At 36.0% G+C, this 20,110-nt stretch carries 27 protein-coding genes; 7 read left to right on the top strand and 20 right to left on the bottom strand.

The annotated features are described in order from the left end of the window. Positions 1-116: 116 nt before the first annotated feature. Positions 117-611, bottom strand: a complete 495-nt coding sequence (locus AAG068_RS04335) for an Lrp/AsnC family transcriptional regulator (protein WP_000446100.1) — start codon at positions 609-611, stop codon at positions 117-119. 204 nt (positions 612-815) lie between these two features. On the opposite strand from AAG068_RS04335, the gene AAG068_RS04330 reads away from it, so the two are divergent. Further along, positions 816-1,727: a DMT family transporter gene (locus AAG068_RS04330; RefSeq protein ID WP_342718287.1), complete on the top strand. Its 912-nt coding sequence runs from the start codon at positions 816-818 to the stop codon at positions 1,725-1,727. 34 nt (positions 1,728-1,761) lie between these two features. Here the strand turns inward: AAG068_RS04330 and AAG068_RS04325 are convergent, their stop codons facing one another. The 9 genes from AAG068_RS04325 to AAG068_RS04285 form a co-directional block, all read right to left on the bottom strand. Then, positions 1,762-2,247 carry a PRK06770 family protein gene (locus tag AAG068_RS04325; protein WP_075312079.1) on the bottom strand — a complete coding sequence of 162 codons (486 nt, stop codon included), beginning with the start codon at positions 2,245-2,247 and terminating at the stop codon, positions 1,762-1,764. Then, on the bottom strand, positions 2,247-2,648 hold the full coding sequence (locus tag AAG068_RS04320; RefSeq protein WP_342718286.1) for a nuclear transport factor 2 family protein: 402 nt from the start codon (positions 2,646-2,648) through the stop codon (positions 2,247-2,249). Before AAG068_RS04320 ends, AAG068_RS04325 begins: the two co-directional genes overlap by 1 nt. A gap of 155 nt (positions 2,649-2,803) precedes the next feature. Then, complete coding sequence (locus tag AAG068_RS04315; protein ID WP_001077748.1) at positions 2,804-3,208, bottom strand: DoxX family protein; 405 nt, start codon at positions 3,206-3,208, stop codon at positions 2,804-2,806. 160 nt (positions 3,209-3,368) lie between these two features. After that, positions 3,369-4,433, bottom strand: coding sequence for a DUF871 domain-containing protein (locus tag AAG068_RS04310; RefSeq protein ID WP_342718285.1), 1,065 nt, complete (start codon positions 4,431-4,433; stop codon positions 3,369-3,371). A 48-nt stretch (positions 4,434-4,481) separates the two neighbouring features. After that, positions 4,482-5,846: a PTS transporter subunit EIIC gene (locus AAG068_RS04305; RefSeq protein WP_342718284.1), complete on the bottom strand. Its 1,365-nt coding sequence runs from the start codon at positions 5,844-5,846 to the stop codon at positions 4,482-4,484. Between the two features lie 24 nt (positions 5,847-5,870). Further along, positions 5,871-6,755 carry an N-acetylmuramic acid 6-phosphate etherase gene (murQ, locus tag AAG068_RS04300; protein ID WP_342718283.1) on the bottom strand — a complete coding sequence of 295 codons (885 nt, stop codon included), beginning with the start codon at positions 6,753-6,755 and terminating at the stop codon, positions 5,871-5,873. Between the two features lie 149 nt (positions 6,756-6,904). Further along, complete coding sequence (locus tag AAG068_RS04295) at positions 6,905-7,768, bottom strand: MurR/RpiR family transcriptional regulator (protein ID WP_000648163.1); 864 nt, start codon at positions 7,766-7,768, stop codon at positions 6,905-6,907. A gap of 29 nt (positions 7,769-7,797) precedes the next feature. Beyond that, positions 7,798-8,112 carry a hypothetical protein gene (locus AAG068_RS04290; protein ID WP_001223244.1) on the bottom strand — a complete coding sequence of 105 codons (315 nt, stop codon included), beginning with the start codon at positions 8,110-8,112 and terminating at the stop codon, positions 7,798-7,800. Positions 8,113-8,236: 124 nt separating this feature from the next. Further along, positions 8,237-9,409 carry a cation:proton antiporter gene (locus AAG068_RS04285; protein ID WP_342718282.1) on the bottom strand — a complete coding sequence of 391 codons (1,173 nt, stop codon included), beginning with the start codon at positions 9,407-9,409 and terminating at the stop codon, positions 8,237-8,239. Positions 9,410-9,641: 232 nt separating this feature from the next. On the opposite strand from AAG068_RS04285, the gene AAG068_RS04280 reads away from it, so the two are divergent. Next, positions 9,642-11,045: an amino acid permease gene (locus AAG068_RS04280; protein WP_342718281.1), complete on the top strand. Its 1,404-nt coding sequence runs from the start codon at positions 9,642-9,644 to the stop codon at positions 11,043-11,045. A gap of 29 nt (positions 11,046-11,074) precedes the next feature. Here AAG068_RS04280 and AAG068_RS04275 read toward each other — a convergent pair whose 3' ends face one another. The 4 genes from AAG068_RS04275 to AAG068_RS29875 form a co-directional block, all read right to left on the bottom strand. Next, the gene (locus AAG068_RS04275) at positions 11,075-11,245 is read right to left on the bottom strand and encodes a hypothetical protein (protein ID WP_342718280.1); all 171 of its coding nucleotides are present in this window, start codon (positions 11,243-11,245) and stop codon (positions 11,075-11,077) included. 13 nt (positions 11,246-11,258) lie between these two features. Further along, a complete protein-coding gene (locus tag AAG068_RS04270; RefSeq protein ID WP_237982143.1) occupies positions 11,259-11,459 on the bottom strand; it encodes a hypothetical protein in 201 nt (66 codons plus the stop codon). A gap of 80 nt (positions 11,460-11,539) precedes the next feature. Next, positions 11,540-14,002, bottom strand: coding sequence for an FN3 and LamG domain-containing metallophosphoesterase family protein (locus AAG068_RS04265; RefSeq protein WP_342718279.1), 2,463 nt, complete (start codon positions 14,000-14,002; stop codon positions 11,540-11,542). A gap of 258 nt (positions 14,003-14,260) precedes the next feature. Continuing rightward, complete coding sequence (locus AAG068_RS29875; protein ID WP_428845997.1) at positions 14,261-14,509, bottom strand: hypothetical protein; 249 nt, start codon at positions 14,507-14,509, stop codon at positions 14,261-14,263. Between AAG068_RS29875 and AAG068_RS04260 the strand changes: the two genes are divergently transcribed. Beyond that, the gene (locus tag AAG068_RS04260; protein WP_428845996.1) at positions 14,394-14,777 is read left to right on the top strand and encodes an S-Ena type endospore appendage; all 384 of its coding nucleotides are present in this window, start codon (positions 14,394-14,396) and stop codon (positions 14,775-14,777) included. The two genes, AAG068_RS29875 and AAG068_RS04260, sit on opposite strands and share 116 nt — an antisense overlap. Before the next feature lie 57 nt (positions 14,778-14,834). Here AAG068_RS04260 and AAG068_RS04255 read toward each other — a convergent pair whose 3' ends face one another. The 4 genes from AAG068_RS04255 to AAG068_RS04240 all read right to left on the bottom strand — a co-directional run bounded on the left by AAG068_RS04255 (position 14,835) and on the right by AAG068_RS04240 (position 16,565). Continuing rightward, on the bottom strand, positions 14,835-15,179 hold the full coding sequence (locus AAG068_RS04255; RefSeq protein WP_342718277.1) for a DUF3992 domain-containing protein: 345 nt from the start codon (positions 15,177-15,179) through the stop codon (positions 14,835-14,837). Between the two features lie 20 nt (positions 15,180-15,199). After that, the gene (locus AAG068_RS04250; RefSeq protein ID WP_001277529.1) at positions 15,200-15,568 is read right to left on the bottom strand and encodes a DUF3992 domain-containing protein; all 369 of its coding nucleotides are present in this window, start codon (positions 15,566-15,568) and stop codon (positions 15,200-15,202) included. A 98-nt stretch (positions 15,569-15,666) separates the two neighbouring features. Next, a complete protein-coding gene (locus tag AAG068_RS04245) occupies positions 15,667-16,272 on the bottom strand; it encodes a DedA family protein (RefSeq protein ID WP_000435019.1) in 606 nt (201 codons plus the stop codon). 11 nt (positions 16,273-16,283) lie between these two features. After that, complete coding sequence (locus AAG068_RS04240; RefSeq protein ID WP_098881375.1) at positions 16,284-16,565, bottom strand: YkvA family protein; 282 nt, start codon at positions 16,563-16,565, stop codon at positions 16,284-16,286. Positions 16,566-16,916: 351 nt separating this feature from the next. Between AAG068_RS04240 and AAG068_RS04235 the strand changes: the two genes are divergently transcribed. Then, positions 16,917-17,729: a Ku protein gene (locus tag AAG068_RS04235; RefSeq protein WP_342718276.1), complete on the top strand. Its 813-nt coding sequence runs from the start codon at positions 16,917-16,919 to the stop codon at positions 17,727-17,729. An 18-nt stretch (positions 17,730-17,747) separates the two neighbouring features. Here AAG068_RS04235 and AAG068_RS04230 read toward each other — a convergent pair whose 3' ends face one another. Then, the gene (locus AAG068_RS04230; RefSeq protein ID WP_342718275.1) at positions 17,748-18,527 is read right to left on the bottom strand and encodes a DUF2935 domain-containing protein; all 780 of its coding nucleotides are present in this window, start codon (positions 18,525-18,527) and stop codon (positions 17,748-17,750) included. 14 nt (positions 18,528-18,541) lie between these two features. Then, positions 18,542-18,955 carry a VOC family protein gene (locus tag AAG068_RS04225; RefSeq protein WP_144575822.1) on the bottom strand — a complete coding sequence of 138 codons (414 nt, stop codon included), beginning with the start codon at positions 18,953-18,955 and terminating at the stop codon, positions 18,542-18,544. Between the two features lie 48 nt (positions 18,956-19,003). Between AAG068_RS04225 and AAG068_RS04220 the strand changes: the two genes are divergently transcribed. Genes AAG068_RS04220 through cotJC form a run of 3 tightly spaced genes read left to right on the top strand, consistent with a single transcriptional unit; the run spans position 19,004 to position 20,073 of the window. Beyond that, entirely contained in the window at positions 19,004-19,219 is a 216-nt protein-coding gene (locus tag AAG068_RS04220) for a spore coat associated protein CotJA (RefSeq protein WP_075312109.1), read from the top strand. An 8-nt stretch (positions 19,220-19,227) separates the two neighbouring features. Then, complete coding sequence (locus AAG068_RS04215) at positions 19,228-19,491, top strand: spore coat protein CotJB (RefSeq protein WP_001076510.1); 264 nt, start codon at positions 19,228-19,230, stop codon at positions 19,489-19,491. Between the two features lie 12 nt (positions 19,492-19,503). Further along, positions 19,504-20,073, top strand: coding sequence for a spore coat protein CotJC (gene cotJC / locus AAG068_RS04210; RefSeq protein WP_000265273.1), 570 nt, complete (start codon positions 19,504-19,506; stop codon positions 20,071-20,073). Positions 20,074-20,110: the final 37 nt, after the last annotated feature.

Raw genomic sequence — 20,110 nt, 5'->3', positions numbered from 1 at the left:
TGCCCCCGATATTAATATTTATAAACCTAAATGAATTTTAATACATAATTTTATATAATAATACATCTCTACTTTCTCCTCGTCAATCACTTTATACAAACAGAAAACCAAGCAATCTAATCGATGCTTGGTTCCTCATTTCGTATCGGCAATACCGTCGAATATTTAATTTCACGAAGTGCTAAACTCGTCTGTATCCTTGTAATACCAAGCTTATTCAGCTTTCTAATAAACTGCTCCAGCTCTTTACGATCACGATTTGCAACCTTTAATAAATAATCATACTCTCCTGTTAAACAGTGACATTCTAACACTTCAGGCATCGCTTCTAATTCTTTTTCCAGCACATCAAGCTTATCTGATTGATGAATATTTGTACTCATAAAAATGAAGCATAACAAATCAAAACCCAGCTTTTCTTGATTTAAAATGGCGACCTGTTTATCAATGAACCCTTCTCCATCTAATCTTTTTATTCTCGCATGCATCGCAGCTGGTGATAAATTAACGCGTCGGGCAAGCTCTGCATTACTTACTTGTGACTCCTTCTGCAATATATCTAAAATTTGTACGTCCAAATCATCCAACACTTTAATAACTGACGACTCCATTACAATTCCCCCTTTTTATTACCGATGATTATTCGAAAAAACACCTTGTAATCTATATAAAACTGAATGTTTTTCCGTAAATATCATTTAAAACAAAATATCTTATCGACTTTTTTTAATTATACAAAAGAATATATTACATAATGAAGAAAAATGCTAAAATTATTTACAATTCACATTGATTACAACAAAGGGGATTTTAATATGCCTTATTTTTATGTCTTTTTACTATTACTAACGAGCTTATTATGGGGAGGAAATTTCGTCGTTGGAAAATCACTCGTTGATCACGCGTCTCCGATGACACTTACAAGTTTAAGATGGATGATTGCGATTGTTTGTTTATTACCAATGGTTTGGTTTAAAGAGAAGAAAATCATTCCACCTCGTGCTGCAATACTTCCGTTAATACTCATGGGGATTTCAGGGGTCACTCTTTTTAACATCTTTCAATTTTTAGCACTAGAAAAAACATCCGCAACGAATGTAGGGCTTATTTCTACATTAAATGCGATTTCAATAGCACTATTTTCAGTATTATTTCTAAAAGAAAAAATAAATTCTCTTCAAATTCTATCCATGATTCTTTCCTTCTTTGGAGTTATTCTTGTCCTATTAAAAGGTGACTTTGCACTTTTATTTTCACTACATTTTAATAGTGGAGATTTATGGATGATTACGGCAGTTTGTATTTGGGGAGTCTATTCTGTTTGTAGTAAATGGGCAACAAAAACAACGACACCACTTATGGCAACATTATACTCTGGTATTTTCGGCGTTATTTTATTACTGCCATTTAACATTGGAAGCTTCACTGTTACAAATATAAATACTTTTTTCATCACATCCCTTTTATATACAGGGCTTATTTCTACCGTTCTTTGTATGGTGTTTTGGAATATTGGCGTACAAAAATTAGGAGCTACGACATCCGGTATTTTTCTAAACTTCAATCCGATTTTCACAGCCATTTTAGCATTCCTTTTCCTCGGTGAAGAACTATCATGGATACAAATTGTAGGGACAATAATCGTTGTAACAGGATGTTATTTATTTTCTCATTTCAAAACGGTTGCTGTTCAGCCAACTAGAGCTTTCATGCGAAAACATTCTTAATGAAAAAACATCGTCATCTGAGTTGGCGATGTTTTTATTTATTCTTCATTTCTTTTATATACTGCTTTTCCTCTTCTGGTGATAAACGTTCTGTTGCCTTACCAGTATCTCCACCTTGAAGGCTCCATAAAAAGTTGTGCTCCTCAACAGTTTGAGAAAAATCTCCTTTTTCCCATCTATTTATAATAGAAAATAACTTCATTTTATATTGAAAACCTGTACTATTTTCAATATCTCTTTTCACATTAGAAATTTCCTTGTTTGTCATTTCTACAAATCCCCATTTTTCAGAGGATTTTACCTTTTGGTGTACCATTTTGTGCATAGTAGAAATAATTTCACCTTCACTAACTTGTGGAGATTCTTCTGCAACTTTCTTCTCTTTTTCGTTTGCCGCTTGCTGGGTTTGAATATTATTATTTTCTTTTTCCACATATGCAAGCAATTTCTTTCCGCCAACTATAGACGAGAAAATTACTATAATTGTAATGCATATACCTACGCCCCATTTAAAAAGCATTAACTCTTCATCGCTTCTCTAACAAGATGACTATCTACATATTGCTTAAACTTCACAATTTTTCCGTTCTCAAGTTGCCATACATGAACAAATTCTGCTTCAAATGATTTTCCCGTTTCTTTATAAACCCCTGAATAAACACCTTCAGCAATAATTACATCTTTTCCGTTTACTTCATGGTACATATTTACACTCGCTTTATAATCATCCCATTCTGATTCTAATCGGCTAAATACATTTTTCATTATTGCTTCTACACCTATATAAGTTCCCCCGTATGGGAATCCTGCTGCCTCTGTCCATTCTACTTTTTCAGAGAGGGCTTCTGCTAAATATTTTGCATTCGAAGAAGCTGATCCTTCATATGTACTTCGGATAATTTCTAAATTTGATTTAGGCATGTTACTTCCTCCCATTCTATTTATCTTTTACACAAGATGTAACCAACATCATTACATCTTGTGTAAAAAAATATTTAAATTGTTTTATTCTTAATCTAAATGTCGTAATCATTATAGTTACATTAATGATTCAAGTCAACAATTTATAAATAAGTTTACTTCGTTTTCATTACTTTCTCTTTTAAGAAACGATCTACATACCCTTCTGCTTTTACAACGAATAAATACGCACCCATTGCTAATAATGCAAGATCTAATTCATATCCTGGATTCTTTCCATCTCCTAATAAACCTGCTGCTCCATTTACCTTTACGATAGCTCCAGCTAAAATAAGAGCGAATAACAATCCTACATATCTTACGCCTAAACCGATAATTAATAATATACCACCAACTAATTCAACTGTTGCTACGCCGTATGCAAGACCACCTGGTAAACCGATGCTTGTAAACCATCCTGCTACGTTATCGATACCTGATTGAAACTTCGCTAAACCGTGCGCAAAGAATGTCACTCCTAACACGATACGAATAATTAAATTCCCAATATATTGGTTCATTTTGAACTCTCCTTTTTGTTTTGTTATGGTAAACTTTTATTTACAAGTCAAAACAATACGGTATTTTATTTCATTCGTCAAATACTTTTTTTAAGAAAACAAAAAACATTATCCCTTTTACGGATAATGTTTTCCTACAGAATAGTGCTAATTCAAGCTTTTACTCTATTGCACAAAAAAGTTGAAACATTTTTCCAGCGCCAACATACGGCAATAAAGACAAGTCCTCTTCTATAACCATCCCAACAACATTCACTTTCTCATCTACAGGCAAATCCTGTTTGGCAACTTGCATCTCTCCTGCATATCTACCGTACAATTCATTATCAATTGTAATGCTGCCTTTCTTTCTTGCAATTGTATGCATTGGCTGTAACACGACTTTATTTTCTTCTCGTGATTCTACAGAGCGAATGACATCACGGGCTGGATCTAGTCTATTTGTATGCACTTGTTCTACCATTTTTAACACTTCACTTTTCTCTATCAATGGTTCGTATCGCAGCGGAATAATTCCTCTACTCGCACTCGCTATCTCTTGTACACTTTCTACACTTCCGCTTATATCCCCGATTAACACCTTATCGACACCACAATCTTGTACAAGTTCTAAGTACGCTTCAAGCGGGCGTATATTGCGGTGCTTTTCTAACGTTGGTAAACCTTCACATAGCGGACCACGTTTTTCACCATCTCCCGGAATAAATGCCATCGTTTTTATTCCGCACTCATGTAAGTATGCGTTTTGTTTTTGTAAGAATGATTTTGCTAGTCCTGTTTCTGGGCGCGGGTAAAAATTATGCCACGCTTCTACATTCTCTACCTTTATATTTTCTATGACTAACTCTTTCCAAAATGAATCTGTAATCGTACTCGCATTTAAAGCTACTTTCATCTTGTGAGATACACGTGCGATTTCTTTCGGCTCGATGCCGTAGTCCATTCTTAAGCCTGTAATGCCCCAGTCCAATAGCTCCTCCACATTTTCATACGTCATCCCTAAATGGTGTAACGATTTTGGAGAAACATCGACCATTAATTCCATTTCGTTTTCAAGAGCCTGCTTCCCATGTATTTGAATCAACTCTTTATACGTACCGGGATCATCCTCTGGTATATGAAGTGATGTGAAAATAGATGAAAACCCGTTTTCCTGCGCTACTTTTAGCCACTCTTCTTGTTTTTTTACTCGTTCTTTTGCAAGATAAATTGACACTCCGATCATATGAATCTTCCTTTCTATGAATAGAAAAAGAGAAAGGAATCCCTTTCTCTATATGTTTTCTGCCATTTCTTCTTTAAATCCGAAGAAGTACGTAAAGATGAATCCGAACGTATATGCCACTACTAATCCAAGGAAATATAGTAAATATTTATTATCAGCAATTAACGGAATTAATGATAATCCTGATACACCGATTCCAAGCGCGGCTGTTTTCATAACTGCTTGGAATGCACCGCCAACTGCTGCTCCTAAACAAGCTGTAAGAAACGGTTTCCCAAGTGGTAATGTAACCCCGTATAATAACGGTTCGCCAATTCCTAAAAAGCCAACTGGTAATGCACCTTTAATTACATTACGAAGTCGTTTGTTTTTTGTTTTCACATAGATGGCGATCGCTGCTCCTACTTGCCCAGCTCCAGCCATTGCGAGTACTGGTAATAAAGGTGTTACGTGCGTTTGATTAATAAACTCCATATGAATTGGTGTTAAACCATGATGCAAACCGACCATAACGAGTGGTAAAAATGTTCCCGCAAGTACTGCTCCAGCAAACGCTCCACCAATACTTAAAATACCATTAATGCCGCTTGTAATTCCTTCAGATAAGAAACCTGCTACCGGCTGAATCGCTAACATCGTTACGATACTCACCACTAACACAGTAATAAGCGGCGTTATAATAATATCAACTGCATTTGGCACTGCTTTTCGAACTTGTCTTTCCACTACAACCATAAGCCATGCTGCAAAAATAACGGCAAACAACCCACCCCGTCCAGGTACGAGCGCTTCACCAAATAATTTTACGTTCGCCATCGCTGGGTTAAAAATTAAAATACCAGCAATTGCTCCAAGAACCGGTGTCCCGCCAAATTCTTTCGCTGTATTCCAGCCGACTAAAATTCCTAAGAATGTAAAGATACCCCCGCCAATAAGTAATAACATTTGTAGCCACGTTGCATTCGGATCAGCACCTGCGTTTTTCGCAAAGTTAGCGACCCCGTTTATAATACCTGACGCAACAAGACCAGGAATTAACGGAATGAAAATACTTCCTATTTTTCTTAAAAAGTTTTTCACTGGTGTATTATTTTTCTTCTTAATCTCTGACTTCATTTCTTGCCCAAGGTCTTCAAGGTGATGATCTGCCACCTCACCAATTCGCAGTCCTGTTAAACCTTCCATTTCAGCTGCTACTTTATTTACTGTCCCTGGCCCAACAACAACTTGAAGCGTCTCATCTTCAATAACGCCCATAACCCCTTCAACCTTTTTCAAAAGGTCCATATTCACTTTACTTTCATCATGAAGCGTTAATCGTAGCCTCGTCATACAATGAGCAATGCCGCGAATATTTTTTATTCCCCCAAGTTGCTCTGAAATGTCTCTGGCCATTCTCTCTTCTTTCTTCATAATAGAATCCCCCTCCCTATTATTTTAAAGTGCCTTCTTCACAAACCCTTTCGCTTCTTTTAACTTCTTCAGTGCTTCCCCGTACTCACACTGCAATAACACCATAACAATCGCAGCTTTCACATTACGTTCTGCTTTTTCATAATACTCCGCTGCTACTTCATAACTAACCCCTGTTGCTTCCACAATAATTCGTTTTGATCGTTCTACTAACTTTTCATTTGTGGATTGCACATCTACCATTAAGTTTTTATATACTTTCCCAACACCAATCATAGATGCTGTTGAAATCATATTGAGTACTAGTTTTTGCGCTGTACCAGCTTTCAAACGCGTTGAGCCTGTTAAAATTTCTGCGCCTGTTTCTACTTCCACGTTTAGTTTTGCATATTTACTTATTTCAGCATTCTTATTACAGGAGATACTAGCTGTACTCGCTCCTACGCTATTCGCATACTTCAAGCCGCCAATAACATAAGGAGTTCGACCACTTGCTGCAATTCCAATCACTGTATCTTTCTCATTTAATCCAATACTTTTTAAATCTTCTTCTGCTAACTCTTCGCGGTCTTCTGCACCTTCTACCGCTTTAGTAAACGCTTTCAATCCACCTGCTATAAATCCTTGCACCATTTTATCATCTGTGCCAAATGTCGGCGGACATTCCACTGCGTCCAAAATACCTAAACGGCCACTCGTACCAGCCCCAATATAAATTAATCGGCCCTCTTCTTCAAAAGACTGAATAACAGCCCCTACAACCTTTTCAATTTCTTCTATTTCATTTTCAACCGCTAACGCAACAGTTCGATCTTCTTCATTCATACTTTGCAACACTTCTTTTATGCTCATCTCATCTAAATTCATCGTCTTCTCATTACGATGTTCTGTCGATAAATTTTCTAACATATTACCACCTACTTTGAAATTTAATTTCATACTTTTATTATAACTTTAAGAAATTTAAAATCAATATTACTTTATTATTTTATGAAATTTAATTTCTTTTCATGACGAATTTATGTCGGTACGAAAAAAAGATGGGTTTCCCCACCTTCTCATTTCAGCTTCCGTAATCGCAATGCTTCTTCTCTTGTTTCCATAAATTGATCCAGCACTTTATTACCAATGCGATTAAAAGTAATCACATATAGAGCATCTATCATGTTCAATTGCGTCATTCTTGAAGCAATACTTGCAATACGATGATCTTGTTCTACATCTGGCATACAAAGACGAATATCCGCCTCTTTATATAACGGTGATGATTGATCAAGCTTTGTAATCGCAATAACTGTTGCACCTTGTCTCTTCGCATATTGCGCCATTTCAAGTACATCTTTCGTACGACCAGATGTTGAAATCGCCACAAATATATCGCCTTCTTTTAAATTCGTCACAAGCGGCAACATCATATGAAAATCAGACAGCATCATCGCTGTAAATCCAAGCCTTGTAAATTTATAAGCTCCGTCCATCGCCGGAGTAGCTGATCCGCCTACTCCGTAAAAGATAATTTTATCGGCATTTACAATACGATCTGCAGCTTTTTCAAGTTCTTTTTTATCTATCGCCGTCACGCTCGCCTCAATTGCAGCTTTATTCACATACGTAACTTTATTAAACAAGTCGTACGGGCCATCTTCCGTATTCATCACTGAAAAATCATTAATATTATAATCAGCAATCGTTAATTCACGAACGAGCGCGATTTTAAATGCTTTAAAGCTCCCAATCCCAATCGACTTACAAAAACGAACAACACTGGCCTCACTTGCACCCGCATTCGTTGACACTTCTTTCGTCGTTAAGTTTGGAACAATCTCTGCATTCTCCATTATGTACATGGCAACCTTCTTTTCAGCTGGTGAAAATTGATCCATATTACTTTCAATTTTAAATAGTAATGTTGAAGCTTTCACTATTTAACCTCCACTTCTTACGGTTGCGTTCACTGATTTTCTCTTGCTTCAAGAAGGTAAAAACCATCATCGCCAGGAGGATGAAACACATTTACAATGCGATTCCCTTTTTGATAAACAGTTCTTTCCCCTTCTGTCCACTTCTTTTCCCAACCGTTCATCCAAATCGCAACATCAGGTAAAAAAGCAGTATATTTCAGCTTCTGATCGTACTCACCATCTGCTTCTTCCGAGAAAATAGAAACCGGAAAATCTTTCACTTTTGATTCTTTCCATGCAGTAAATGGTATGCACAATAAAAGAAGTATAATTACACCTATAATCTTTCCCTTCGTAATCCTCAAACACATCCCTCTCCTTGTCATATCACATACATAGATTTTACCATAATTACAAACCTTTCATGCCACATGACTATTGCTTTTCCAATAAAAAAGAGCTTACCTACTTCAGATAAGCTCTTCCTCTTTACACGAAATATTTCTTTAAAAGCGGCGGCGTAATAATCGTCGTTAATATAACAACAATAACAATCGCTGTGAAATTTTCTTTCGCTAATAAATTTGCCGTAAGTCCATTCGCAGCGATGATAAGTGCTACTTCACCACGCGATACCATCCCTGCTCCGATACTAATAGAAGATTGAAGGTTGAACCCTGTTAGTCTTGCTCCTAAACCTGATCCGATCAGCTTTGTGAAAATCGCAATAAGCGTCATAATGATAATGAACCAAAGCTGGCTTCCGATACCTTGAAATGTAATTTCCATTCCGATACTTACGAAGAACACTGGCACAAATATCGCATACGCAATCGGTTCAATTTTATGTTCTACTTCGTGCTTATACTCTGTTTGAGAAATGGCAATTCCAGCTGCAAATGCTCCGATAATACCTGCAATCCCCATCATTTCACTGTAATACGAAAAAGAGAAACAAATAATAAGAGCTGCACTAATCAATGCCTCAGTTACACGAAGTGGCACAAGCATTTTCATAATCCACGGAACAACTTTCCATGCGATAAAAACTATGCTGACGAAAAAAATAATTTTCTTTACGATAACAAGTGTTATATTCACATCTTGCGTTCCTAAAAAACTCATAACAAACGCTAATAAAATAACGACGATAACATCATCAAATACGGCAGCACCTAAAATCGTTGTACTTTCTCTCGTATTCATTTTCCCTAAATCCCTTAGCGTTTGTACCGTAATACTAACTGATGTTGCGCAAAGTAATAAACCTAAGAAAATGGCATGAGATTGTATTAATCCAAACAACAATCCTGTTACATAACCACCGATGAAAGGAAAAATAATTCCACCAACCGCTACTGCAAATGATGATTTCAAATTCCGATTTAGCTCTTCTAAATCTGTTTCAAGTCCAGCCATAAACATAAGTAGTAAAACACCAATTTCACTCAGTTCATCGATTAATTCGGAACTATTTATAATACCAAGTACAGCTGGACCTATAATAATTCCAATAATTAATTTACCAAGTACAGAAGGCTGACCAAGTCTTACACTAATATCACCTGCTAATTTTGTACAAAGTAAAATGACGACAAGTTCAAAATAAAATAACATAACATCTTCTCCTACTTTAACTTTAATGAGTGGGTTTTTCTCCATCCAAAGTAGATTATTAACCCCCGTCCATTCCTGCGAGTAGTTTCCCCTATTCATCCGCATTTTATTTGTCACATTTTTATTTGACAAAATATTCTGAATTATAATAAAATGAATCCAGCAATTTTAAAAAAACACATACCATAACTGTACCTCCATTTACTTACATACCTTTTCTAGTGGACTCATACTATATTCGCAGTTATGGAAATGAAAAACGGGGGGAGAGTCCAAATTGAAGTCATTATTACGAAAAAAAGCGCTTAGTACTGAATCACCACGGCAGTTAAATAGAACATTAACTGCACTTGATTTAACGTTTTTAGGAATTGGCGCCGTAATTGGGACAGGAATCTTTGTATTAACAGGTATTGTTGCGGCGAAACATTCTGGTCCTGGTATTATGCTATCATTCCTTATTGCTGCATTTACTTGTGCTTGTGTAGCCTTTTGTTATGCTGAATTTGCTTCTTCTATTCCAGTCTCAGGAAGTGTTTATACTTACGCATATATGACAGTCGGAGAAGTCGTCGCCTTCATCGTCGGCTGGTGTTTAATGCTAGAATATTTACTTGCAGTCGCAGCAGTAGCTGTCGGTTGGTCTGGTTATTTACAATCTTTACTACAAGGGTTTAACGTTCATCTGCCCGCCATAATTGCCTCGGCCCCTGGCGTAGGAAAAGGTGGTCTTATCGATTTACCGGCTGTTTGTATTTTACTACTCATTACGGGGCTTTTAAGTTTTGGTATACGCGAAAGTGCACGCATTAATAATATTATGGTTCTTATCAAGCTAGCTGTTATTATCGCCTTTATCGTAGCAGGTGCAAAATATGTAAAGCCTGAAAATTGGACGCCGTTCATTCCATTCGGATACGACGGTATCATTACTGGATCTGCCACTGTATTCTTCGCCTTTTTAGGCTTTGATGCAATCGCAACCGCTGCAGAAGAAACGAAAAAACCACAGCGTGATTTGCCAATTGGCATTATCGGTTCCCTTCTTATTTGTACTGTTTTATACATGATTGTATCTTTCGTTTTAACAGGTATGGTTCCGTATACACAATTAGATGTTTCCGATCCAGTTGCGTTTGCCTTACATTTCGTTGGCGAAGATACAATTGCAGGACTACTCGCTGTTGGAGCGATGACTGGAATGACAACCGTTCTCTTAGTCGTTATGTATGGACAAGTTCGCGTTTCATATGCGATGAGCCGCGATGGCCTACTTCCAAAAGCATTAGCACGTGTAAATAAAAGAGTAAAAGTCCCTTTATTAAACACATGGATTACTGGTGTTGTTGCCGCTTTATTAGCAGGACTTTTAGACTTACATGTACTAGCTAATTTAGTGAATATCGGTACGTTAACAGCCTTTACATTCGTTTGCTGTGCGGTACTTATTTTACGAAAAACACACCCTGACTTAAAACGCGGATTCCGTACACCTTTCGTACCTGTATTACCAGTTGTCGCGATTCTTTGCTGTTTATATTTGATGGCTAATTTGTCTAAAACGACATGGATTAGCTTTATAGCTTGGCTTATAGTCGGCTTATGCTTCTATTTCTTCTACTCTAGAAAACATAGTCACTTAGCTACTGAAAAAGCAAACGATGAACAGAAAAAAGCATAACAAAATAGCTCGCCAATAAAAACGGCGAGCTATCTTTCTGTACTATTATATTTTTTCGTTAACGATTGTAAAATGAAAAATATGCCGATGCAAGCTGTAAACGATGCCCAATTTCCTATTGGCGTTCCGTATTTAATAATTCCAATACCTACAAGCATTAAGAAAATAATCACCTGATATATGAGCTTCCACTTTTGCATATATTCCCCCCTTTTACTTCGTTCCCTTCTTTTTCTTCCATGCATTTAAACTATCAAAGAAGAAGTTAATAAATAACGTGCCTAAACCCGCTAATAAAAACGTCATTAAAAATAGAACCCATATACTTTTCTCTTTTAAGAAATAATATCCTACAAGGAGCACAACCGCAATCCATACATATTCAAGAATTCTTTTTAGCTTTTTCTCTTCCAAATTATTCGCTCCTTCATTCTATGCTACTTTTAGTATAACAAAAAAGAAGCCTATCATGATAAGCTTCTTTCTCTTCTCTCTTATTTGTTTATGCTTTTTTCAACGAGTGAAATCGCATATTCCATCGTATGATTCATCGTTTCTACTTGTGTATCTTTTACTTTCGCATCTTTTATCACAGATTCTGCCACTGTAATTTTTTGACTCAATGATTTCACTGAACCGTCCGTTACATTTGCAGCTTGCGCTTTTTTCACTACTGCTTTTGCAGATTCAATATTCATTTGTAATTTTTCTTTCAGTGTTTTCGGTTGTTCTTCTGCCACTTTTGATTGTACAAATGTTACATTAGCTGTTTTTAATTCGTTATACGTTTGAACAACTTGTTCTCCAGTACTTCCTACATTTTCAAACACTTGCTTTGCAGCGTTATAGCTTTTCTCTAATGCTTGAAATGCTTCTTTTGAATATTGACCTGGCTTATCACCAAACTCATACGTACCAGCTAACACTTCTTTCACTTTCCCAAGCTCTTCATATAACGCGTTTACTTCTTCTAACTTTGTACGATTAGAAAACTCATTATACGCTGCTAATACTTCTGAAGAACTTAACGCTTTACTATATAATTTCGCAAGCGCAATTTGTCCATTTAACGGAATACCACCATTCCCGTTACTATCAGGGTCAGCACCAAGTGCAAATGGTACGTTCGGGTGATATACTTTCCCTGTAGCTGGTTGACTATTTACTTTTTTACCATCTACGTAAATTGCTACTTCACTGCCGTTATACGTTCCTGTTAAATGGTATGTTTTGTTGGCCGCTAATTGAACGCCAACACGCTTATAACTACCGCCAATATGAGCCCATAATTCTACATATCCACTTCCTGTAGATTCAAAGCCAATTCCGCCGCCCTCTGTATTTTGTAAAATACCTTGCCCGCGGATTTCATTCATTGAAAATACAGTTTCTAACGTAAACGTATTTGCTACTTTTTCTTTTTGTGCTGCTGAAAACGGAAGGTATCCAAATGTATTTGCTTTTCCATTTAGCTTCATAACATTCTTTTTCAATGCTTTATCATATTCAATAGTCACATTGCCCTTAACATCACCTTTTGTACCAAATGATGAATTGTCTTTAAATGTACCATCTGCAAAGTTTACATCAAAAACATCGGCCTTTGGTACTTTCACATTCGGATCAATATTATCTTTTTTCGTAGTGATCTCTGCTGTTAACGGCTGTACACTCTCATTGCCAAATGAATCGATCGCAACAACTTCAAGTGTATATGTTTTCCCACCATCTAAACCTGCAAGTGTAAATGTCAGCTCTTTCGGTACTGGGTCACGATAAAATTCTGAGAATGCTAACAATTTATTCTTTATTTCACCTGTTTGCTTACCTTTAGCTTGTACACGGTAAGAATGAACAAGAAGGTTGTCTAACGCTTGCTGGAATGTTACTGTTGCTGCATTTTCTGTTACATTTGATACTGATAACTTCGCATCTTTTGCAAAGTAAGGCTTTTCTTTATCACGATCTTCTACATGTGTAAATGTTTGTTTCTTTGATGGCAACTGAATTTTCCACGGTTCGCCTGTCCAAGAATTTGTATGGAAATCACGGCGATTAATCGTTACTTCTTTATCATCCACTTCTACTAATAAACCTTGACTTAATGTACTTGCTCCTGATGGGATATTCCCTTGTACTTTCCCACCTTCAACTTCCATATAACTTACAGAAGATGTACCAACTGATGTAAAGTCTTTTTGATGAATTGATCTTGGGTCATCTAACGGATAATGCGAATGCCCTGAAAACGTAATAACCTGTGGGTATTGTTTTAATACCTCATTAATTTTTGCACTATCTTGCGTTCCCCATTCTTGACTACCGTATACTGTATCTTTAATGTGCTGATGTAAAAATACGAAAATTGGTTTTTCTGGATCATCTTTTTGCGCTTTTGCCATCTCTTCTTTTAACCAATTAATTTGCTTGTCTGAATAATATCCATGAGTTGTCCCATTCTCTGGAGACATAACAAGGAAATGATACCCTTTTACCACTTTATGATAATAAATTGATTCCATGCCTGTCTTTTCTAAGAAACGCTTCTGCGCTCCCTCTACGGATAAACCGTTCCAATAATCATGATTACCAAGAGAGTTCATTCGTACTGCATCTTTATTTGCATTTTCATTATATACTTGCATGAAACGGTCATATTGCTGCAGTGACCCTGTATCTGTGAAATCACCTACGATAACAAACGCATCTTGCTTTGGTGCAAGCATATTGAACTGTTCAATCGCTCTTTTCCAGCGAAACGTATCATCCGTTCCACTATTTTTAATATGTACATCACTTACGACTGGAAAAACGATCTTCTTCTCACTTGGTGCCTTTTCTTGCTTCTTCTCTTCCGCTTTGACTGATGTACTCCACGGAAATGATACGAATGCTAATACAAAAACCATTAATAATCCAATAAGGCCTTTTACTTTTCGTAAAACAGTTCTTTCCACGTGAATCCTCCTCATAATAATTGATTCATTACAAGGGCTATTTTATCTAAAACATATTAATGCAGTTTAAATAACAAATGAATTTTATTAGATTTTTGTAAATATACAGTTAATTAGAAGTTAAGTCCAACATTCCTCGTACTATTGTATACAACCACCTTTTGTCTAAAAGAGTCTGGTCATTCTTTTCCTATGATGATTCACATATAATCTTTTCTATAACACTAATAAGTTAAGGTTTAAGCCTATTAGACAATCTTAATTTTTAACATTTCCTTCTTTTTTTAACACATCGGCCATGCTTCTACATTTAATAATAGTAAAAGACAACTTAAAAGGAGGGGTTGTATTGAAGAATAAAAAAAATATTGGCTGTTTCGCTCCTTTATCTATTATTTGCCCAAATCCCTGTCCACCGCCCTCTCCTTCAAATCCAAATTGCGAACTAGTAACAAATGAATTTGCAGGAAATTTCCTTATAACGAATAATATTATTTCCTCTGCCAAACATAAGTCACAACCAATGATACTGTGGCAAAGTGATGGAATACTACTTATATCAGGTACCGTCTCGGTTTACAATAGTACTAGCAGCACAGAAGCGGTTACAATTCAAATCGTTGGAGCAGTAACTAATATTTTCACTGTTTTTCCTGGTAATACGATATCTTACACAGGAAAAGACTTACAATCTGTCAGTATTATTAATATAGAAAGTAATCCTTCATTATATTTAGAAGGTAAGTACTGTTGCGAATTTACATGTCGCTTATAGAATACCAATTTCATCACTTCCTTAACAAAAAAAGCATACCATTTACGGTATGCTTTTTTATGAAATCGGATAACGTACAGTAATACAAAACTCTCCTTGATTAACAGTTGTGCCTGTCGTAGTAATTCGAACAGTTGTGAAATATCGTACAGTGAAAGTACCACTACTTTGCGGTTGAACAGTAACAGTATCAACTACCGTAGTGCCTACTAAAAAATCAACTGTAATTGGAGCCGCCCCTACATCATATTTCACGTAACCTGAACCATATACTTCTTGCGTAATATTATTCGTATATACAATCTGAGTACCAGCACCTGTAATAGACCAGTCTGTACATACTTGATCTTGCACAAGTGTTTTATTAGAACAACAAGACAAACTGGAACTTCTCATTCCCATTTTGATCCCCTCCTATTCTGCTATGAAAGTGGATAACGTGTTGTAATACAAAATTCTCCTTGATACGTTCCAGCAGGTGTTGCAGGTAACACGACTTGTATAATATCAAAACGACGATACGTAAACCCAATACTCGTCCCTGGATTTAATGTTTGTGTATCTATTACAGTACCAGCAGAATCAAGCGCCTCTACAGTAATTGGGCCTGGTCCAACATCATATTTAACAAAACCAGTACCAACTACGTTTTGGTTAATATTATTTGTATAAAGAACATTATCGATTGCTGTTGCAACTACAGTAGCAGACCACGGACTACACACTTTATCTTGTACATAATTTTTATCTGGACAACAAGTTAATGCTGCCCCTGAGCACTCACAAGACATAGTTGTTTCCCCTCTCTCTTTTTTATTCCCTATATGTGTATGTCCTTTAGAGTCTTTTGCCTGTACGATTCATCTATTTTCAAAAAATATTCAAATGACTAGATAGATTCCGTTCTGTTTCTTTTTTTCATAAATTTATAGATTAATATACCACCTACAACAATAACTACGACTAGTAATATCGGTAGCATATATTGTCCAACAACATCCGCCGCTTTTTCCCAATGCGGACCTAATTTCATTCCAAAATACACATATAAAGTCGTTAACGGGAACATTGCTACAAATGTATATATGCTAAATTTCCATATGTTCATTTTTGCCATGCCACATGGAACAGAGATAAGCGTTCGAACCCCAGGTACAAAGCGTCCAACAAATGCTACAACTGGTCCATATTTCTCAAAGAAATCATCTGCTTTTTGAATTTGTTCCTCTTTAATAAAGAAGTATTTTCCGTATTTTATTAATAGCGGACGACCACCGTAATAACCGAGTGCATATAGCGTTAATGGTCCTGTCGTTCCGCCAAGGGTCCCTGCTAATACAGCTAACCAGAAATTCATATCACCCTCGTATACCCAATACCCAACCATTGGCAACACTACTTCTGCTGGAATAAATTCAAACGTTAATGCTAACACAACTCCAAAATAAGAAAACTGCTTTAAAAACTCGATTATATCTAAAATAATTTGCTCCATATTTTTAACTCCTATCCTACGTTTACGTTATGCTTTTCTTGTAATTGAACTGGCGCCATTTTGACAATTCGGTTCAAAATGAATAATACAATTCCAATATCATCTAAAATACCGATAAACGGTAGGAAGTCTGGAATTAAATCAAGCGGCATCGCAACATACCCAACTAAAAAAACAACAGATATAATTTTCTTCTTTATTGAAACCTCTTTTGAAGTAAAAAAGTCAAATAGAAATGGAACGAAACGACGGACATGAAATACAACTCTTAATCTACTAATAAGTTTTTTCATTTTTATTTCTCCTCTCTTTGTATACGAAAAGGACCCTACCAAATATGGTAAGGGTCCTCAAAAAGACAGAAAGGGGCCTTTACCATTGCTGGTAAAGGTCTCACTAACAACGAAACGTTGCCAATAAAGCCGAGGGTTTCTCCCTGTAATGACGACTTTATTGTAATAAGTTACTCCCCTTTATACACAATTTTATACACTCACATTAAAATATTTCAGAGGGCTTGTCAATATATTTTATATTCCAATCCCTTCTGATTATCCTTCCATAAAAAACAAATACACGTATAGGAAATTTCTTACTATCTCATAATATACATAACCATTTTTGAACGAAGGGAGATGTTTCATTTGCATACCGTATGGAAAGGTGCACTTTCACTTGGACTATTAAATATAGGAATTAAACTATATAGTGCCGTAGAAGAAAGCGATATAAAATTTTTAAGTCTCCATAAAGAATGTTTAACACCTATTAAATATAAAAAATTTGCTCCTGATTGTACGGATGAAGAAATTGATGATACCGATATTGTAAAAGCCTATGAATATGCACCTCATAAATACATTATTATGGATGAAAAAGAATTAGCTGAGTTACAAAAAGCTCACGAACCACGATCCATTCGAATTATATCTTTTATCCAAAATAACGAAATCGATTCTGTTTTTTATGACCGTTCTTATTTTATAGGTCCTACCCCAGGGCATGAAAAATCATATTTATTATTAAAAGAAGCTCTTGAACGTACAAATAAACTTGGGCTTATTCATATTTCTATTAGAAAAAAACAACATTTAGCTATTATCCGTAACTTTGAAGATGGACTGATGTTACAAACCATTCACTATCCTAATGAAATTCGCGATATAACAAATATACCTAACTTACCAAGTAACGAAAATTATCCTATCCAAAAACAAGAACTCACCGCAGCAATTAATTTAATCCACCACCTTACAAATCCTTTTGAACAAGAAATGTATACAGATGAATATAAAGAAGCCCTTACCGAATTAATCGAGAATAAAATTGAACAACAAGAAAAAACTGAAACAATCTCTCCAGCTCCGAACATCATTAATATTATGGAGACATTACAGGCAAGCATTGAACAAGCAAAAATAAAAAGAGACAATAAAACAGAAAAAGAGGCCAAATAAAATTGACCTCTTTTTTCTTTAAAGCGGATTACATTTCGGCATTTCAAGTCCAGACGATTGAGCTAGTTTTAATAAGTAGTAACATTCCTCTCTTGCCATATGATCTGCCATTCTAGCTGATAATACACTTAATACTTCATTCGATAACTCGAGCTCTTCCACTTCATGTAAAAAATGCGAAAATAATTTCAATTCAAGTGAAACATCTTTTGTAAACTTCTTTAATGCTGGAAAATGATGAAGCTCCGTTCGTAAATATCCAGTCATCTCAACTGCCTTTAAGTAAAATTGTTCAAAATGCTTCGTAAATTCTTCGCTTTTCTCTTTCAATCTTTTTTCAACAAGATCTAGCCCACCAGAAATAGAACCCGCATGACCAGCCGCATCCGTTAACCAAACGAGATGATAATGCAATTCATGAAAAACAGGCGGAACTTCCCCTTTCTTCAAAAACTCTAAAACTGTTATATACTCTTCCACTTCGTTTACCATATGATTAATAAAAGTTGGCGTAAAATGAATCGTAATTTTCCCTTCCAACTGCTTCTGTATAATATTTAATTTAAACGCCCGAATTTCCTTAGCAGCTTGTTCAGCCTCTTTTGAGAATGCCATCAGATTTACATTCCGAACTTTATTTAACAAATTCGTAAATGTTTCAACAAAGTAAGTTGCTTTCTTTATATCCTCCTTTTCCTTCGGAGCTAATGCATCCAGTAAAAATTGTGCATGATCAGTAAGTATCTTTAGCCAAAATTGATGCTCAAACAACGCAATTTCTTCATAATTTCTCTCCACTAAATCCCCTCCGTCTATTCATCTTTCTCTATCACTTGAAGTTTATATCCATCCGGGTCTTGTACCACAATACTCTTCTCACTTTTGTTTTCTGTATATGCGATTTTATAAAATACTAACCTCTTCTTTACATTCTCTATGTTAGAAATTGAAAACGTTAGAACATCAACTGAGTCCGTAACACTCTTCTCACGCCCGCCCAAACTGCGATTCATCACAAAACTAATTCTCGTTGAATCGGTATCATACCAAACCCCTGTAATATCTAATTGCGGCCTTTCTGAACTAGGTGTTATCCCTAAAATCCCTTCATAAAAATACAGAGTTTCCTTTAAGTTCTTTACTTCCAATACAATGAATTGTTTCACAGTCTCCACATTCATTCCCCCCGTACCTATTACTTTTTTATATGTGTCATAAATGCTCATTATGTCTGAATACAATACGTAGTAATGAACATGTAAGGAGGTTTATTCGTGAATAAATATATAAGATCATTCGTGCCCTATCATAGTCCTCTCGATCCTTGTCCTCCTATTGGAAAAAAATATTATTCTACTCCTCCTAATTTATTTTTAGGCTTTCAACCGCCAAACTTACCACAATTCACACCAAAAGAAGCACTACAAAAAGGGACTTTATGGCCTGTTTTTTATGACTATTATGAAAATCCTTATAAAAAAGGGCGGTGACTACTGACGTGAATCAATCGCTACCAGAAGAATACTATCAGCTTTTACTGGAGCTTCAAGAACTGGACTTTGTACTAGTTGAACTCACTCTTTATTTAGATACACATCCAGATGACACCGCTGCGATTAATCAATTTAATGACTTTTCCTATAAACGGAGAGTATTAAAACAAAAGATGGAAGAAAAATACGGACCACTCCAACAGTTTGGAAACAGCTATTCGAATGCCCCTTGGGAATGGAGCAAAGGTCCTTGGCCATGGCAAATATAAAGGAGAGAAACTATGTGGATTTATGAAAAGAAATTACAATACCCCGTTAAAGTGGGAACTTGCAATCCAGCACTTGCAAAATTATTAATTGAGCAATACGGCGGTGCAGATGGCGAGCTAGCTGCTGCACTACGTTACTTAAATCAACGTTATACAATTCCTGATAAAGTCATTGGCCTACTTACTGATATTGGTACAGAAGAATTTGCTCACCTTGAAATGATTGCTACGATGGTTTATAAACTAACGAAAGATGCAACTCCTGAACAAATGAAAGCTGCTGGACTTGATCCTCATTACGCCGACCATGATAGCGCACTTCATTACCATAATGCGGCTGGTGTTCCATTTACTGCAACGTATATACAGGCTAAAGGTGATCCAATCGCCGATCTATACGAGGATATTGCGGCCGAAGAAAAAGCAAGAGCAACATATCAATGGCTCATTAATTTATCCGATGATCCAGATATAAATGATAGTCTACGCTTCTTACGTGAACGTGAAATCGTCCATTCACAACGTTTCCGAGAAGCAGTTGAAATTTTAAAAGAAGAACGTGATAAAAAAATATTTTTTTAAAACACGTATCCTAGCGATATGTGTTTTTTTACGTTTA

This window comes from Bacillus paramycoides (assembly GCF_038971285.1).
Taxonomy (GTDB): domain Bacteria; phylum Bacillota; class Bacilli; order Bacillales; family Bacillaceae_G; genus Bacillus_A.
The sequence above is the reverse complement of the archived record's forward strand: the minus strand, read 5'-3'. Positions and strand labels throughout refer to the sequence as shown.